At 30.5% G+C, this 16,411-nt stretch carries 16 protein-coding genes; 3 read left to right on the top strand and 13 right to left on the bottom strand.

Features of this window, described 5'->3' with window-relative positions; genetic code table 11:
- Positions 1-3: 3 nt before the first annotated feature.
- Positions 4-420, top strand: a complete 417-nt coding sequence (locus AJ888_RS05275) for a membrane protein (protein ID WP_002861471.1) — start codon at positions 4-6, stop codon at positions 418-420.
- On the opposite strand, the gene trmA is transcribed toward AJ888_RS05275, so the two are convergent.
- Genes trmA through AJ888_RS05250 form a run of 5 tightly spaced genes read right to left on the bottom strand, consistent with a single transcriptional unit; the run spans position 407 to position 7,797 of the window.
- Positions 407-1,480: a tRNA (uridine(54)-C5)-methyltransferase TrmA gene (gene trmA / locus AJ888_RS05270; protein WP_002861472.1), complete on the bottom strand. Its 1,074-nt coding sequence runs from the start codon at positions 1,478-1,480 to the stop codon at positions 407-409. The genes AJ888_RS05275 and trmA overlap by 14 nt on opposite strands.
- On the bottom strand, positions 1,477-3,210 hold the full coding sequence (locus tag AJ888_RS05265; protein ID WP_002861473.1) for a Na+/H+ antiporter NhaC family protein: 1,734 nt from the start codon (positions 3,208-3,210) through the stop codon (positions 1,477-1,479). Before AJ888_RS05265 ends, trmA begins: the two co-directional genes overlap by 4 nt.
- Positions 3,207-3,956 carry an SDR family NAD(P)-dependent oxidoreductase gene (locus tag AJ888_RS05260; protein ID WP_002861474.1) on the bottom strand — a complete coding sequence of 250 codons (750 nt, stop codon included), beginning with the start codon at positions 3,954-3,956 and terminating at the stop codon, positions 3,207-3,209. The genes AJ888_RS05265 and AJ888_RS05260 overlap by 4 nt, the downstream gene beginning before the upstream one ends.
- Positions 3,953-5,191: an ankyrin repeat domain-containing protein gene (locus AJ888_RS05255; protein ID WP_032603315.1), complete on the bottom strand. Its 1,239-nt coding sequence runs from the start codon at positions 5,189-5,191 to the stop codon at positions 3,953-3,955. Before AJ888_RS05255 ends, AJ888_RS05260 begins: the two co-directional genes overlap by 4 nt.
- A 59-nt stretch (positions 5,192-5,250) precedes the next feature.
- The gene (locus tag AJ888_RS05250) at positions 5,251-7,797 is read right to left on the bottom strand and encodes a bifunctional aconitate hydratase 2/2-methylisocitrate dehydratase (RefSeq protein ID WP_002861476.1); all 2,547 of its coding nucleotides are present in this window, start codon (positions 7,795-7,797) and stop codon (positions 5,251-5,253) included.
- Positions 7,798-7,851: 54 nt separating this feature from the next.
- Here AJ888_RS05250 and AJ888_RS05245 point away from each other — a divergent pair, with 54 nt between their 5' ends.
- A complete protein-coding gene (locus tag AJ888_RS05245) occupies positions 7,852-8,304 on the top strand; it encodes a methylated-DNA--[protein]-cysteine S-methyltransferase (protein WP_002856786.1) in 453 nt (150 codons plus the stop codon).
- Here the strand turns inward: AJ888_RS05245 and AJ888_RS05240 are convergent.
- The 5 genes from AJ888_RS05240 to mobB are packed head-to-tail and all read right to left on the bottom strand — an operon-like array spanning position 8,296 to position 12,662.
- Complete coding sequence (locus AJ888_RS05240; RefSeq protein WP_002861477.1) at positions 8,296-9,237, bottom strand: hypothetical protein; 942 nt, start codon at positions 9,235-9,237, stop codon at positions 8,296-8,298. The genes AJ888_RS05245 and AJ888_RS05240 overlap by 9 nt on opposite strands.
- Positions 9,238-9,240: 3 nt before the next feature.
- Entirely contained in the window at positions 9,241-11,127 is a 1,887-nt protein-coding gene (metG, locus tag AJ888_RS05235) for a methionine--tRNA ligase (protein ID WP_002861478.1), read from the bottom strand.
- Between the two features lie 9 nt (positions 11,128-11,136).
- Complete coding sequence (locus AJ888_RS05230) at positions 11,137-11,334, bottom strand: hypothetical protein (protein ID WP_002861479.1); 198 nt, start codon at positions 11,332-11,334, stop codon at positions 11,137-11,139.
- On the bottom strand, positions 11,327-12,169 hold the full coding sequence (locus AJ888_RS05225; protein WP_002861480.1) for a class 1 fructose-bisphosphatase: 843 nt from the start codon (positions 12,167-12,169) through the stop codon (positions 11,327-11,329). The genes AJ888_RS05230 and AJ888_RS05225 overlap by 8 nt, the downstream gene beginning before the upstream one ends.
- A gap of 1 nt (position 12,170) precedes the next feature.
- A complete protein-coding gene (gene mobB / locus AJ888_RS05220; RefSeq protein WP_002861481.1) occupies positions 12,171-12,662 on the bottom strand; it encodes a molybdopterin-guanine dinucleotide biosynthesis protein B in 492 nt (163 codons plus the stop codon).
- A 96-nt stretch (positions 12,663-12,758) separates the two neighbouring features.
- Here mobB and AJ888_RS05215 point away from each other — a divergent pair, with 96 nt between their 5' ends.
- Positions 12,759-13,244 carry a hypothetical protein gene (locus AJ888_RS05215; protein ID WP_002861482.1) on the top strand — a complete coding sequence of 162 codons (486 nt, stop codon included), beginning with the start codon at positions 12,759-12,761 and terminating at the stop codon, positions 13,242-13,244.
- Here the strand turns inward: AJ888_RS05215 and AJ888_RS05210 are convergent.
- From AJ888_RS05210 to gltX, 3 genes are read right to left on the bottom strand one after another with little or no spacing between them, the layout of a single operon-like run.
- Positions 13,141-14,766 (bottom strand): lytic transglycosylase domain-containing protein, encoded by a 1,626-nt coding sequence (locus AJ888_RS05210; RefSeq protein WP_002861483.1) that lies wholly within the window; start codon positions 14,764-14,766, stop codon positions 13,141-13,143. The two genes, AJ888_RS05215 and AJ888_RS05210, sit on opposite strands and share 104 nt — an antisense overlap.
- Entirely contained in the window at positions 14,763-15,044 is a 282-nt protein-coding gene (locus AJ888_RS05205) for a YggT family protein (protein WP_002852501.1), read from the bottom strand. The genes AJ888_RS05210 and AJ888_RS05205 overlap by 4 nt, the downstream gene beginning before the upstream one ends.
- 2 nt (positions 15,045-15,046) lie before the next feature.
- Positions 15,047-16,342 (bottom strand): glutamate--tRNA ligase, encoded by a 1,296-nt coding sequence (gene gltX / locus AJ888_RS05200; RefSeq protein ID WP_002861484.1) that lies wholly within the window; start codon positions 16,340-16,342, stop codon positions 15,047-15,049.
- Positions 16,343-16,411 lie beyond the last annotated feature (69 nt).

The following is a 16,411-nucleotide window of genomic DNA, read 5'->3' as shown; positions in this document are numbered from 1 at the left end:
AAAATGGAAGAATTTTATCCATATACTTTAACAATCCATCTTCTTTGTGCTATTTTGTTTATAGGTTATTTGTTTGTTGATGTATTTGTTTTGGGCGTAGTTAAAAAGAAAAATCCTAATTTTGACAAAAGTCTTTTTAGTGCTACTGGGGTTAAAATAATGCCTTTTGTGGTTCTTTTGCTTTTTTTAAGCGGAGGTGCTTTGGCAGGTTTTCATTTTAAACCTTTAAATTTACTTTTTGCTATAAAAATTATTTTGGCTTTTGGAATTTTATCTTTAGTTGTTTTTTCTTTATTTTGTCATTTTATATTAAAGAAGAAAAACCCGCTTGGTGCTTTTATCCATCCTTTTGTATTTGTGCTTTGTATCGCGATAGTAATACTGGCTAAATTAATGAATTATTTTTTTATACCTTGCTAAGAAATACTCCACATTCAAGATGTGGAGTATTGGCAAATTGATCAAAAAGAGCAAACTCTTCCACTCTATGTGTTAGACTTAATTCTTTTAAATTTTCTTTTAAAGTGATAGGATTGCAAGAAATATAAATAATATTTTCATATTTTTTTATTAAGTCAATTACGCTTTTATCAAGTCCTGCACGGGGTGGATCAACTAAAACATGAGAGAAATTAAAATCATCTAATCGAATATCTTTTAAACGAAAAAATTCTCTTTCTTTTTTGATAGCAAGACTTAATTCTTCGCTTGAAAGTCTTGCAAAGTGGATATTTGTTGTATTGTTAAGCTCGCAATTTTTTAAAGCAAAATTAATATTGCTTTTTGAAATTTCAGTGGCTAAAATTTTAAAAAAGAATGGTGCTAAAGCTAAAGTAAAATTTCCATATCCACAGTAAAGCTCAAGTAAATCCATTCTTTTTTGAGTGCTTAAAATTTCACATACCCAAGTAATCATTTTTTCATTTATAGCAGTATTAGGCTGAATAAAACAATCGTTGTTAAATTCATAAAATATTTTTCTATCTTGAATATTTAAAGTTTGTCTTAGATTTTCTGTTTTAAAAATAAGTTTTTTGCCTTTACTTCTTGCTATAAGGTTGATATGAAGAATATTGCTTAAATTTTCTAAATTTGACTTTATATCTTCTATATTTTTATGATAAAGTAAAGTTATGCTAAGTTCTTGCTTTGTGGTTAAAAACTCCACGCCAAAAAGTTTTTCTTTTAATTTGCTATCTTGACGCAAGCATTCTAGAAGTTTTGGCATAAAAGCGCAAATTTTTTCATCAGCAAAATCTAAATATTCTATAATGTACTTTTTTTTGCTTTTTGGATCAAACATTGCATAAAAAAGAGTATCATTTTCATGATAAAATGAAAGTTCAACTCTTGTACGATAATGTTTATCTTTTGAGGCAAAAAGTTTAAATTCCTTTGTATAAAATTCTTTAAAATATTTTTTTATGAAAGAGTGTTTTTCATCTAAAGTAAGAAAATTTCCAAAATTTTCAAGACTCATGGAACTTTCTTTCCGATGAGTCTTAGTAAAAGCGCAATAAGTATAAAATTTAAAGGCAAGACAAACCAAACGCTAAGTCCTAAAGATACAGGAATATATCCAGCGATTAAAGAAATACCACAGATAAATAGAGCATAAGGAATTTGTGTTCTTACATGCTCCATATGATCGCATTTTGCACTCATAGATGAAAGGATTACATTATCTGAAATTGGTGAGCAATGGTTTCCAAAAATCGCACCTGTTAAAACGCAGCTTATATTAATGACCATATAATGATGCATAGCATTTGCATCCATACCATTGATTTTGGCGATTTCATGAGCTAAAGGCACAGCCAAAGGCATTAAAATCCCCATAGTTCCATAGCTTGTTCCTATGGCAAAAGAAATGGCTGAAGCAAAAGCAAAAATAGTAGCAGGTAAAATAAACTCAGGCAATTTATCTGCAAGTAGACTGGTGATAAATAAAGAAGTTCCTAGATCTTTTACTATACTTGAAAGCGACCAAGCAAATAAAAGCAATACTATGGTAAAAATCATGGTTTTCCAGCCATATATCCAAGTTTCTACCGCTTCTTTAAGATTGAAAATTTTACGACGCACCCCGATAAAAATCGCTGCAATAGCAGCAAACAAAGCAGCTTGGAATAACACCACAGAAGAATCAGCATTTCCAAAAGCAGCCCTAAAAGTTTCAAAAGACAAAGGATTGGCACTTGCTTTTGCAAGTTCTTCGCCTTCTAAAGTGCTAAGTCCATTAAAATAAAATCCTAATATAGCTAAAATGATTAAAGTAAAAATAGGAACAATAGCATCAAAAGCACGAATTTTAATACCTTCTTTTGGCGCTAAAAACTGATCTTCTAATTCAGCAGTATCTAGCGTGCCTGATTTAGGTAGAGGTGCAATTTGTCCTGTGGTTCTTGCACGCACTTCAGCCTTGTACATAGAGCCAAACTCACGTCCCATGATTGCAGTCATGACTACAAAAAAAAGCATGAAGATATTATAAAAACGATAAGGTATGGTTTCGACAAAAATTCCAAAAGCACTAATATCGCTAATGCCTATGTGTTCATAAGCGGTTTTAATTAAGGAAACTTCTAAGCCTATCCAAGTGGAAATTACAGCTATTCCTGCCACAGGAGCTGCGGTAGAGTCGATAATAAAGGCAAATTTTTCACGAGAAATTTTAAATTTATCCGCCAAAGGACGCATAATTGGACCTACGATCAGTAAATTAGCATAATCATCAAAAAATATTAAAAGCCCTAAAAACCAAGTATTAACTTGAGCTGATACAGCTGATTTGGCTCTTTTGGCAAATTTTAATGCTACAGCTTTTGCACCACCCATTTTTGTGATAAGCGCCACAAGACCACCTATACAAAGAATTTGTAAAATGATTCCCGCATTTACTGGATCAGAAGTTGAACCTAAGATATAAGAAATAATCTTTGAAAAAGATTCTACTGCAGTATTATAAAAATTTACAAAAGCTAAATGTTGTGCTTTGAAAATATTTGCAGAAAGGCTAAGTAGAAAAGTTCCACTTAAAACTCCAGCAAAGAGTGACAAAATAACATCTTTTGTGATAAAGGCTAAAGCAATAGCAACTAAAGGTGGTATAAGCGTAAAAACTCCAAATAAATTAGCATTTGCAGCTGCTTCTGAGGAGTTTGCAAATGCAACTAAAGGTAAAAACAATAAAACTAAAAATTTATTCATTCATCTCTTTCTATATAAAATCCATTCCAAGTTTGTGTTACCGGCATAAGCTCGATTTCATTAACATTAATATGGCTTGGTAGGTTAATAATAGACATTACCACTTTGGCAATATCATTAGCACTGATAAATTGCGTATTTTCATACACTGCATCAGCTTTTTGGATATCTCCTTTAAAACGCACTTCACTAAATTCAGTTTTGCAAAGTCCTGGAGCAATGTTTGTTACTTTGATATTGCTTCCTCTAAGATCATTTCTTAAGGCCAATGAAAATTGTCCTACAAAGGCTTTGGTTCCACAATACACATTGCCTCCAAAATAAGGATTGCGTCCTGCAACCGAACCTAAGTTAAAAATATAAGCATTTTTTTGTTTACGAAGTATAGGAATAACAGCTTTTGCAACATATAAAAATCCTTTGATGTTTGTATCTACCATAGTGTTAATATCTTCAAGGTTTAATTTATCAAATTCATCTACCCCTAAAGCTAAACCTGCATTATTAAAAAGCACATCAATTTCTTGAAATTCTTTGGGTAAATTTTCAATAGCCTCAAAGATTTCTTTTTGATTTCTTACATCTATGCAAAGCGTATAAATCTTATCTTTGTGAGCATTTTTTAACTCTTCTAGACGCTCTTTGCGTCTAGCAAGGGCGATTACTTTGTAGCCTTTTTGTATAAAAGCTTCAACGCAAGCTCTACCAAAACCTGAACTAGCTCCTGTAATAAATGCGGTTTTCATTCTAAACTACCTCCGTAAAATAGATTTTCGTTTGCTTTTAAACCCAAGCTTTTTAGATAATCAGCATTTTCTTTTTTACCTGCTGCTAGCGCAAAGTCAAGCGCATTAAAACCAAGATCATCAACAGCATTAAAATTTGCTCCTTTTGAAATAAGAAGTTTTAAAATTTCAACATTTCCATAGGCTGCAGCATGCATTAAAACATTTTTTGAAGTGTGCTCTAGAGCACAAAATGTAATAAAATAAGGCGTATTTGAACCTATGTTCGCACTTAATGCTAATTTTTCATTGTTATTAATATATTTTTGATTAAAATTTGCTCCATTATCAAGAAGTAGTTTTATGATATCAAGGCGATTAAACTCTATGGCATAAAAAAGTGGGGTTTTACCAAAGGCATTGGCTTGATTAACATTCGCTCCATTTTGGATTAAAAAATTTGTATTTTCATAATTTTCCAATGCGTAAAAAATAGCACTTTCATAACCTTCGTCAATCCTAGCACCAAAACGAATCAAAAGTTCTAAAATTTCTTTTTCTCTTTGATTTAGAAGCGCTGCTTGCAAGGCTATCGTAAGATCATCTTGGCTTGGATTATTTGAAAAAATAAAATCTTGTATATAAGATACCGAATAATTTTTATTTGACATGATTTTTGCTAAAGGACTAATGTCTTTGTAAATTTTTGTTTCACCAACAGCCCAATTTAAAAATTCGTTTAAAGCATTGCTAGTATAGTAAATATTACTACCTTTGTCAAAATTAAAATTACTTTCAAAATACTTTTCTAAAGGTTCTATAGCATTGTTATATTCTTTCCAAAAAGCTTTGTAAAGTCTAAAATTTCCTATACTTTGATATGCCCAATATCTAAAATAAGATTTTAAAATATCATATTTTTTTTCTAAATTTTCGGGTGTATCTAAAGTTTTTTGATAAGCGATGGGATCGATAGCTATTTTTAATAATAAAAAATCAAATTGTTGTAATTTGGGCAAATAAGCCACACCATTACAAGAGCTATTGCTTCCGCGAATTTCATTGGAAATCGCATAGAGTTTTTTTGTAAAATCTTGATTTTTTAAAGATTCTTTACAGCTTGAAGCTATATTTAAATAATCTAAATTTGAACTTTTATTTAGCAATGTTTTATTATTTTTAATGTTGTCGCAGTTAATGGCATCGCTAGCCATTAAACTTGCAAAACAACAAAAGGAAGTGAATAATAACTTCAATATTTTTCCTTTGAAAATTTTAATTTTGTTATTTAATCCAAATAAGTATTAAATTTGAATTAATTTTCAAGTTTGAAATTTTCAATCTCATTAAAATTTAAATATCTATAGATATTTGCCTTATGCTCATCACTTAGTTTTTCGCTGACAATTTGTAAGTATTCTTCCTTGCTTGGAATTTTACCCAAAATCGCACAAACTGCCGCAAGTTCTGCACTGCCTAAATATACTTTAGCACCCATTCCCATACGGTTGTCAAAATTTCTTGTAGAAGTTGAGAAAACTACAGCTCCATCATTTACTCTAGCTTGATTACCCATACATAAAGAACAACCAGGAACTTCTATTCTAGCACCTGCTGCACCAAAGATGCTGTAATAACCTTCATTGGTAAGTTGTGCTTTATCCATTTTTGTTGGAGGCACTACCCAAAGTCTGGTTTTAAGTATGCCTTTATCTTTTAAAATTTCTCCCAAAGCTCTATAATGTCCTATATTTGTCATACAAGAACCTACAAAAACTTCATCTATATTTTTTGGACGCTTATCATCGGCTAAAATTTCACTTAAGGTTGCTACATCATCAGGGTCATTTGGACAAGCTAGGATTGGCTCTTTAATGTCATTAAGGTTAATATCTATAATATAAGCGTATTTTGCATCTTTATCTGCTCTTAAAAGAGTAGGGTTTTTAAGCCATTCTCTCATTTTTTCAGCCCTTCTAGCAAGGGTAGCTTTATTCTCATATCCTACTTCTATCATAGCTTCAATTAAAGAAATATTGGATTTGATATATTCGCTTACACTTTCTATGCTTAAATCCACACTGCAAGCAGCTGCAGATCTTTCAGCACTTGCATCACTAAGTTCAAAAGCTTGTTCGACTTTTAAGTTTGGCAAGCCTTCTATTTCTAAAATTTTTCCTGCAAAAATATTTTTCTTATTTTTCTTTTCAACGGTAAGTTGTCCTTGTTTGATTGCATAATAAGGTATAGCATTAACCAAATCTCTTAAGGTAACTCCAGCTTGTAATTCCCCGCTAAAACGCACTAAAACACTTTCAGGGACATTTAAAGGCATAGAACCAGTAACTGCAGCAAAAGCCACAAGTCCACTTCCCGCAGGGAAAGAAATTCCTATAGGAAAGCGTGTGTGAGAATCCCCACCCGTTCCTACGGTATCTGGCAATACAAAACGATTAAGCCAAGAGTGAATAACCCCATCACCTGGTTTTAAACTTACCCCACCACGACTTGTCATGAAATTGGGCAAGGTTTTATGTAAATTTGAATCGCTTACTTTTGGATAAGCAGCTGTATGGCAAAAGCTTTGCATCACAAAGTCTGCATTAAAACCTAGGCTTGCAAGTTCTTTAATTTCATCTCTAGTCATAGGACCTGTGGTATCTTGAGAGCCTACAGTTAAAGTTATAGGTTCTATATACATACCTGGACGCACGCCTTCAACTCCACAGGCACGACCTAGCATTTTTTGAGCCAAGGTATAACCACCGCTTGAAGATTTAGGTTGTTCAGGTTTGGTAAAGATATTTTCACTTTCCATTCCTAAAAATTCTCTAGCCTTAGTACAAAGCCCGCGACCTATGATAAGTGGGATTCTTCCTCCTGCTCTAACTTCATCTAAGAGAGTGTTTGGACTGAGTGTAAATTCTGCAATTGTAGAGCCATTTTTTATGATTTTTCCCTCATAAGGATGAATTTCAAACTCATCGCCCATTTCTAAGTTTGTTACATCACAGATAATAGGTAAAGCCCCGCTATCTTGAGCAGTGTTAAAGAAAATCGGTGCTATAGTTGAACCCATTACTATACCACCGCTATGCTTGTTTGGCACACCTTCTATTTCTTTTCCTAAATGCCATTGTATAGAATTTATTGCTGATTTTCTACTTGAACCTGTTCCTACAACATCACCTACATAAACTACTTCGCGACCGCTTTTTTTAAGCTCTTTGATTTTTTCTAAGGATCCTGCTTGTCTTACCTTTAGCATGGCATTTGCATGCAAAGGAATATCGCTTCTTGTAAAAGCATCTCCTGCAGGGCTTAGATCGTCGGTATTTGTTTCACCTGCTACTTTGAAAACTATACATTTAATCACTTGAGGTAATTTTTCTTTTTTGTTAAACCAGTCCGCATTTGCCCAGCTTTGTAAAACTTCCTTAGCGTGTGGATTGTTTTTGCTAAGTTCAGCTATGGTATGAAAATTATCATGAACAAAAATAATATTTTTCAACACTTCTGCAGAATCTTTGGCTATGTTTTCATCTTTTAAGGCATCGATTAAAACTTTAACATTATATCCGCCTAGCATAGTTCCAAGCATTCTTAAGGCTCTTTTTTTGTCTATATTTGGAGCGCTGATTTTGCCTTTAAGTATAGAATCTAAAAATTCACATTTTACTAAAGCTGCATCATCAACACCAGGATTTACTCTATTTTCTAAAAGATTTGCAAGCTCTTCATTATTTTCATTTTCAAGTAGTTTACAAAGTTCTTTAGTTTGATTTGCATTTAAAGGAAGGGGTGGTATACCCAAAGCGGCTCTTTCTTCAACAAGTTTATTGTATTCTTGCATAAAAGACATTTTCTACTCCTTAAATATTTTTTATTATAATTGTAGCTCTTTGAAGGATAAAAAATGTTTAAAGTTTATTATAAAATGCCTTTATGTTACCTATCTTTACATAGTGATGGAAAATTTTTAACTAGAGTCGATTTTTGTGATAATAAAAGATCAGAAAAAAATTGTAGTTTGCTTGACTTAGCAAAATATGAACTTGATTTATATTTTACTCATAAGCTTAGAAAATTTAGCATTCCTGTTTTGATACAAGGTACAGATTTTGAATCAAAGGTTTATAAGGCTTTAATGAAAATTCCTTATGGTAAAATAGCTACTTATAAAGATATAGCAGAAAAAATTAATCATCCAAAAGCTTTTAGAGCTGTCGGAAATGCAAATTCTAAAAATCAAATTCCTATTTTTATACCTTGTCATAGAGTTATTGCAAGCAATGGCATAGGAGGATATAATGGAGGGCTTGAAATAAAAAGATTTTTGCTTGAAAATGAAGGAGTGAATTTAAAATAAGCTTGGGGTTTGATTTTCTTTGTTTTCAAATTCTTGTTCAAAAATATCATAATTTTCAAGAATTAAACAATATTTAAAATTTTTTAATTTTCTTAAATCTGAAAGCTGATTATAGGAAAAATCACAAAATAAAGAATTTTTAGAAGCAATTTTAAAGTCTTTTATGTTTTTAAATTTTTCTTTCCAGAATTCAAAGGTATTTTGGTTGTTGCTTACAATAAACGCTTGAGAGCTTGAACCAAAAGGAGTGATTTCAAATTTATCATCAATAAAATAAATTTTAAAATCATCAATCTTATTAAAGTCAAATATTATTTTTTGATTTTTTTCTTTTAAAAAAGAAATAATTTTTGCAAAACTATTTGCGTAAAAAAAAGGTAAATTAAGATTTTTAAAATATAAATTTTCACAAATCAAAGTTGTAAAAAAAAAGCTAGATCGCGATAATAAAGTAAAATTAGCATCTTTTAGACTATGAGAATAGGCACAAAGTTTATTTAAGTAATTTTCTTCACAGTAGCAAAAAATTTCACCCTTTTTTGCTTTGATTAGTTTTTCAAAATCAGCAAAAATATTTCCTTTTAAAATGTTAAAATAAAAAGCCTTGCAAAGACTTAGTTCGTAAGATTTAAAAAGTAAAAATTCACATTCTTTATCTTCACAAAAAAAGCGTAAAAATCTTACAAGAGCTTGTTCTAGATTTTCTACTCTAAAGTAAAAAATGTCTTTATCTTCAATAGTAATGTCATTTTCTGTAATTATAGCATAAGCGCCTTTTTTTACAGCTTGGGTAATTTCTTTTTTATCGTTATTAAAGAAGGCAAAGCCTGCTTTAAGTTCGTTTAAATTTATGGCAAAACCTTCCACGCTTAAAACGCTACCTTCATGAACGAGTGTCGCGTTTAAAAGTTCACCTAAATTGCTAATTTGCATATTTTAGCCTACTAAAGAACCGTTTTGCACAAGTTGTTCAGGGGTGATTAAAACAAGTTTATCTCCGCTTTTTGCAGAAAGTATCATACCATCGCTTTCATGTCCAAAAATTTTAGCTTTTTTAAGATTACTTATAACACATACTTGTTTACCGATTAAATCACTGGCTTTATAGTATTTTGCTATGCCTGAGAGTACTTGACGGATCTCTTTATTGTCAAGTTCGAGTTGAAATTTTAAAAGTTTTTCACTCCCTTCTATATTTTGACAATCAAGTACCTTAGCAACTTTGATTTCAATTTTTGCAAAATCATCGATTTTTATTTTAGGACTTTCTTCTTTTTTAGGTTCTTCTTTAATTTCTTGTTTTAAAAGAGCTTTTTCTACTTTTGGAAATAAAGCTTCACAAGGATTTGCTTTAAAATCTAAAAGTTTATTATCAAGTATCATTTTTGCGTAATTTACAGACGAAATTTCAAAATTTAAAGCCAAAGCTACTTTTTGACAAGATTTTGGTAGAGCAGGGCTTAGCAAAAGACTTGTTTTAGCTAAAATATTTGCACAAAGTGCTACTAAAGCATTAGCTTGTTCGTGTTTGTTTTCTTTGATTAAATTCCAAGGTTCGTATTTGCTAATGGCTAAATTTGCCACACTTAAGGCTTTAAAAAGTTCTTCTAAATAACGATTACACTGTAAGTTTTCTAAAAATTCTACCGCTAAATTTAAGTGTTCTTTTACTTGATTTAATTCAGCATTGTAAAATTTTAAAACACTTTCTTTTGAAATATTTCCTTGAGAATATTTTGTACTCATACCTATAATGCGATTAAGTAAATTTCCAAATTCATTGCTTAGTTCAGCATTGATACGATTTATCAGCATATTTTCGCTAAAATCCCCATCATTACCAAAAGGTACTTCTCTAAGCAAGAAATACCTAAAAGCTTCGCTTCCATAAGCATCAACTATTTCTTTAGGTTTTACAACATTGCCTTTAGATTTGCTCATTTTTTCACCTTCTTTAGTCCACCAGCCATGTGCACCTATAAATTTTGGCAAAGGCAAATCCACGCTCATTAAAAAAGCTGGCCAATAAATGGCATGAAAACGCAAGATATCTTTTCCTACTAAATGCACATGCGCAGGCCAAAATTTAGCATTTTCTCCCTTGCTTTGAAAATCAAGCGAACTTATATAGATAAAAAGTGCATCAAGCCATACATAAATAATATGTTTATCATCATTAATTTCTTGAGGCAGTTTAATCCCCCAATCAAAACTTGTTCTTGTAATAGAAAGATCTTTAAGGCCGCTTTGGACAAAATTTATAAGTTCGTTTTTTTTGTTTTTTGGTAGGATGGGATCTTTTTCTTCATACCATTGTAAAATTTTATCTTGATATTTTGAAAGTTTGAAAAAATAGCTTTCCTCTTTTAAAATTCTAGTTTGTTTGCCACAATCCGGACAAGAACAATCATTGATAAGCTGACTTTGAGTAAAAAAGCTTTCACAAGAAATACAATAGTGTCCTTCGTATTCATCTTTATAAATATCACCTTTTTGCCACATTTTTAAAAACATAGCTTTAACAAATTCAATATGCCTTGTATCAGTTGTTCTTGCGTAAATATCATAGGTGATTTCAAATTCATCCCATAATTTTTTAAATTCAAAACTGATTTTATCAGCATATTCTTGAGGAGTGGAATTTCTTAGTTTGGCAGCTTCTTCGATTTTTTGTCCATGCTCATCTGTTCCTGTTAGAAATCTTGTTTCATGTCCTTGCAAACGATAAAATCTTGCTAAAGTATCGGCTATGATGGTAGTATAAGCATGACCTAAATGAGGTACATCATTTACATAATAAATTGGTGTTGTAATATAACGCATTTTTTTCCTTTAAAAGTCAAATCCGCCTTCGGTTTTACCCTTAGACATACTATTATAGACTGCATCAACATAATTTTTTCTAGTTTGGCAGTTAAAAATTTCATTGCAATTATAACAAGAGTTTAGGTTTTTTGAGTTTTGACATGAAAGTAAAATTTCTTTCTTTTTATCCATATCTTGCTCAAATTCATCTCTAGTTTCATTCATTGTAAGCCTTTAAAAGTTTTGAAATTTCATATTCTGAGCCAAAAAAACAAGGAGTTGTCGCATGGATTTTATCAAATTCAAGTTCAAGCAAGGAGTGATTTTTTCCATTTGTAGTTTTTCCGCCTGCTTTTTCTATGATAAAGGCTAGAGGAAAGACTTCAAAAAAAGCACGAAGTTTGCCATTAGGCGCATCTTGTGTTGCAGGATAACTAAAAATCCCACCCCCTTTTAATAAAATTTGATTGATATCGCTTACCATAGCCCCAGAATATCTTAAGCGATATCCTTCATCAAAAAGACTTTTGACAAATTTAGCGTGTTTTTCTTCCCAAAATTTTTGCGTTCCGCCTGTAGCATTAATTTTGCCTTTTTCATTCATTTTAAGATCTTTTATAAAAATAAATTCATTATTTGCATTTAGGCGATAAAGTTTTGGTTGATCTTTGCAAATCACAAGTTCTAAGCGCGCTCCATACATACTATAAAGTGCAGCTCTTAAATTTTTGGCATTTGCTTTTTCTTCATAGATGGCAAAAATAGAACCTATAGCAAAATTAACATCCATTAAGCTAGAACCGTCTAAAGGATCATAAGCTACGATAAAATTTGCTTTTTTATTAAGCGTTAAAATTTCGTCTTTTTCTTCACTTATGATGGCTTTAATGCTTGAACATTGACTTAGGGTTTTTGTGATGATTTCATCGCTTAAAACATCAAATTTGAGTTGGGTATCGCCTGTAAAATTTTGATTTTGACTGTAGCTTGTATCGGGAAATTTTAAAGCGTTAGAAATTTCTAAAACCGCTTTTTGTATATAAGAAATCACTTCTTGCATTTTATAATTCTCCTTGTAAATTTTTAGCATTTTTAAGTATATATTGACAAATAGCTTGTATATCGTTTAAATCAAGCCAAGTAAGATAAGGGTGAGAAATTTTTTCATAGCTTGCAATGGCGTTTGAAAAAGTAAAATAACTTTCATCAATTTCTTTGCAAAATACGCTAATGCGTGGTAAATCAAGAGTTTTCAATCCTTCAACCAAACAAATGTCAAAATCAGGGCTTAATTTTAAAGCTTTTAAAATATCTCTATTTTCATGAGAAAAAAAAGTTGTTCTTGTAGGGCTTAAAACCATGACTTCAGCTCCACTTTGAAAAAATTTAAAACTATCTTTACCGTTAAAATCAAATTGAGCTTTATCGGCAGGATCATGTTTAATGATTAAAACTTTTAAATTTTGTTGCAAAAAATTATCAGCTATTTTGGTGATGAGTGTGGTTTTTCCTGAATTTGAAGGCCCGCTAAAAGCTATGATAAGTTGTTTCATAAAATATACTCTTAATTTTTTTTGTAAAATTATATCTTTTTAAACCAAAAAATAGGGTTAAAAGGCTACAATAATACTAAAAAATACGGAAAAAGAATGAAAATTTATAGTGTAATTTTAGGTGCTTTTTTGCTTGGAGCTTGTTCTTTAAAAGATCAGGCGATTGTGGATACAAATTTAAAATCTCAAACTTTAATGTTTACTCAAAAATACAAAATCACACAAGATAAGATTAATGCCATTGTAACCATGTCTTATTTAAACCCAATTCTAGACAAGATAAGTAAAGATGATGTATTAGCTTTATCTTTTACCCCAAATACATTAAAAATTCAAAATTTAGAAGTTTTTATCAATAATAAAAAAGCCAATATTGAAAAATTAGATGATGAGTATTTAAAATATATAATACAAAACAACTATACTGATTATTTTAAAGTATCTCTTCCTAGTGTCAAGGAAGAGACTAGGCTTGTAGCTAAGATTTGTTTAGATCATTTGCCTTGTTTTGAATTAAATTTTCAAAAATATCCGAAATCTTTATACTATCGTTCAGAAGATGTCGATACACAATATAATTAGCTAGAACTTTTTTTCCGTAAATTCGGCTTTCTTGATAAGGAACTAGCTCCATAGACAAGAAAGGTTCAAATTTGCCCGTCTTAAACATATCATTTCTTGCAAGCATACGGTTAGTAAATCCTATACCACCATTATAAGCATAAGCGACAAAAAGTGGAGATTTTAAACGTGATTCAAGGTAATTTAGATGATAGTTTCCAAAGTAATATGCTATTTCAGGTTTAAACATAAAATCTTGATCGAAATTTGGAATTTTTAATTCTTTTTCCCCTATGTGATTGGCTAAAAATGGCATAAATTGCATCATGCCTAAAGCATAAGAAACTGAAATAGCAGTTGGAATAAAACGACTTTCTTGTCTGGCAATAGCCAAAATTAAAGCTTGTCTTGTTTTATTATAGTCTTTTATATTGTCATAATAAGGCATTATAAAATAATGTTTTTTAAAATTATTTTTGCGTTCTAATATGTAAGCATAAATAGGCAAGGTTTCTTGTGTGTCAAATTCTTTTGCCAAGACATCTAGTTGACTTGCATTAGCATCGCGAATTTGTTTGTTTATTTTTTGCCAAGCAAAAGGATCTTGCATATTAAAATTATTTTTTTTCTTGCTTGGATTAAGGCTTTCTATCTTTGGAAAAGGTGTGTTAGTAAGTTCTTTTGCGTAAAGACTATAAATATTTAAAGAAGAACTTTGTGATAAAGTTTTTAAATCTTCTTCATTGTTTTTAATCAACCACATCCAAAATATAGCATTGTCTTTATTGCTTTGCGATTTAAAACTTTGTGCTGCCTTTTTAAAAAAGTCATAAGCAAGCTCTGTTTTATCATAAGTTAAGGCATTGACTCCTAAATAGAAAGCAGAATCTTCACTTACATTTTCAGGATTTATTTCTAGCATAGAATGTCTAAATTTTGGATTTTCTTTTTTAATAATAATATTTTGTGCAAAATCTTTAAAACCAATGTGGTTTGGTAATTTATTGACTAAACTTGTATTTAAATCTAAGTCGTATTTTTTAGAATAATTATAAAGTTTAAAAAAACCATTAATATCTTCTTTTTGTACTATATAGCTCATAGGATCAGAAGTATTAAAAGCTAGTAATAAATTTGTCAAATCAGGTCTTTGATTTTTAAAGGTTTGAGCTAAAGTCGTTCGGTCTTTGGAATTTAAACTCGCTATAAAAACTAATGAATTTAAGCGCACACTTTGACAAGTTAAATTTGCATCTAAGATAGTATTTGCTGTATAGGTATAGCATTTAGCATATTTTGGGTTGATATAAGGCTTTAAAGGGATGATTTTTTCAAGTTCGGATTTAATTTTTCCTATATAGCGAAAAATATGAGAATTTAAATCCTGTGCATCTTTTTTACTGATTTTATTTTTTTCTAAAAGCCTATAAATATAATAATCCTTAGCAAGCGAATTTTCTTCCTTTTTGAGTTTTTCTATACTATATTGTGTAGCATTTAAACTTGAAAAAATAAATAAAAAAACGAGTATTTTTTTTATCACAATATACTCCTTAAGATATTCCCAAGAAAAATACCAAGAAACTGCAATGCTAAGACTATAATCAAAGGTGCAAGATCAATATTACCAATGCGTGTTGGAATTTTTCTAACTAAGGCGTAAGCAGGGTAGCTTAGTTTATATAAAATTTGCACTATAGGATTATAAGGATCAGGATTTACCCAGCTTAAAAGTGCCGTGATAATAATAATCCAAGTATAAATGTTAATGACAATTTGTAGTACTTGAAAAATAGAAATAATAAAAGAGTCTATAACCATAATTAAATCCTTGCTAATTCGTGAATAAAATTTTTAATATAAGGATAAAGATCGCTAAGCTCAGGTCCGTGAATATTTCCTGTTAAAATTATCCTTAAAGGCATGAAAAATTTTTTACCTTTTAAGCCGCTTTTGCTTAAAAGTTCATTTTTAAAATCTTCATAGTTTTCAAAAAGTTCAATATCTTTTAAGAGTTCTTTTAAAATTTTACATTCTGTTTCAAACTCTCCAAAGTCTTTTGTGTTGAAAATAGCTCGCATTTTTTCTTTAAGTTCTTTTGTGGTGCTTGCTTCTTGAGTGTAAAATTTAGCAAGTTGTGCAAGATCTTTGTTTAAATCTAAAGTTTTATTAAGCTCATCATCTTTTATCATTTTGATATGTTCACGATTAATTTGCAAAAGTTTTTTAAGATCAAATCTTGCTGGAGCTTTTGAAACTTTAGAAATATCAAACCATTTTATAGCTTCTTCTAAGGTAAAAATTTCACAAGGAGTTTTATTGCCTAGCATGATAAGATAATTTGCGATTGCACTAGGTAAAATTCCACTTTCAAGTAGCCATTTTACAGAAGAATGTGCTTCTCTTTTGCTCATTTTAACACCTTCTTCGTTTAAAATGATAGGCAAGTGCGCATAAGTTATGGCTTTGTTATAGTCTAAACTTGCGCGGATATGTTCTTGTTTTGGAGTGTTTGAAACATGATCTTCTCCGCGTATAATACAAGTAACATTTTCAAGCATATCATCAACCGCACAAGCAAAATTATAAGTTGGAGTTTTATCCGTTCTCATAATCACAAAAGAGTCTATGTTTTCAGGTTCAAAACTTAATTCACCTTTGATAAAATCTGTAAATTTCATAGTGTGAGTAGGTTTTTTAAGACGGATAACAAAGGGTTTTTCACAATCTAAAACATCGATATCGGCTAGTTTTTCACAAGTGCCATCGTAGCGATAAGCTTTACCTTGTTTTTTAGCTAGCTCTTTTTTTGCTTCAAGTTCTTCTTCGGTGCAAAAACAAGCAAAAGCTTTCTTTTCACTTATAAGTTTTAAAGCCATTTGGCGATGGAATTTTAAATTTTCACTTTGTATATAGTAATGCTGCCATGAAATACTAAAAAGATTTAAAATTTCTTTGATTTCTTCTTCTTTTCCTGCTATATTTCTAGCCTTATCAGTATCTTCAATACGTAAGATAAAATCCATATTTTTTTGTCTTGCACAGATATAATTAAAAATTGCTGCGCGTAAATTTCCTATGTGCATATCACCTGTGGGAGAAGGTGCAAAACGGTACATTTTATAGCCTTTAAAATTATTTAAAAGTTTATTATAACAGAAAAATTTATACGGATATTTAATTTTACT

This window comes from Campylobacter sp. BCW_6467 (assembly GCF_001762855.1).
Classification (GTDB): domain Bacteria; phylum Campylobacterota; class Campylobacteria; order Campylobacterales; family Campylobacteraceae; genus Campylobacter_D; species Campylobacter_D jejuni.
Note: the sequence above shows the minus strand (reverse complement) of the source record. Positions and strands in the feature narration are given on the sequence as shown.

Excerpts from the sequence above, each read along its gene's own strand:
- metG (WP_002861478.1), bottom strand. The coding sequence starts at position 11,127 with ATGCGTTATATTACAACACCAATTTATTATGTAAATGATGTACCTCAT.
- AJ888_RS05230 (WP_002861479.1), bottom strand. The coding sequence starts at position 11,334 with ATGAATGAAACTAGAGATGAATTTGAGCAAGATATGGATAAAAAGAAA.
- AJ888_RS05215 (WP_002861482.1), top strand. The coding sequence starts at position 12,759 with ATGAAAATTTATAGTGTAATTTTAGGTGCTTTTTTGCTTGGAGCTTGT.
- AJ888_RS05205 (WP_002852501.1), bottom strand. The coding sequence starts at position 15,044 with ATGGTTATAGACTCTTTTATTATTTCTATTTTTCAAGTACTACAAATT.
- AJ888_RS05250 (WP_002861476.1), bottom strand. The coding sequence starts at position 7,797 with ATGTCTTTTATGCAAGAATACAATAAACTTGTTGAAGAAAGAGCCGCT.
- AJ888_RS05240 (WP_002861477.1), bottom strand. The coding sequence starts at position 9,237 with ATGCAAATTAGCAATTTAGGTGAACTTTTAAACGCGACACTCGTTCAT.
- trmA (WP_002861472.1), bottom strand. The coding sequence starts at position 1,480 with ATGAGTCTTGAAAATTTTGGAAATTTTCTTACTTTAGATGAAAAACAC.
- mobB (WP_002861481.1), bottom strand. The coding sequence starts at position 12,662 with ATGAAACAACTTATCATAGCTTTTAGCGGGCCTTCAAATTCAGGAAAA.
- AJ888_RS05260 (WP_002861474.1), bottom strand. The coding sequence starts at position 3,956 with ATGAAAACCGCATTTATTACAGGAGCTAGTTCAGGTTTTGGTAGAGCT.
- AJ888_RS05265 (WP_002861473.1), bottom strand. The coding sequence starts at position 3,210 with ATGAATAAATTTTTAGTTTTATTGTTTTTACCTTTAGTTGCATTTGCA.
- AJ888_RS05275 (WP_002861471.1), top strand. The coding sequence starts at position 4 with ATGGAAGAATTTTATCCATATACTTTAACAATCCATCTTCTTTGTGCT.
- AJ888_RS05245 (WP_002856786.1), top strand. The coding sequence starts at position 7,852 with ATGTTTAAAGTTTATTATAAAATGCCTTTATGTTACCTATCTTTACAT.
- gltX (WP_002861484.1), bottom strand. The coding sequence starts at position 16,342 with ATGTACCGTTTTGCACCTTCTCCCACAGGTGATATGCACATAGGAAAT.
- AJ888_RS05225 (WP_002861480.1), bottom strand. The coding sequence starts at position 12,169 with ATGCAAGAAGTGATTTCTTATATACAAAAAGCGGTTTTAGAAATTTCT.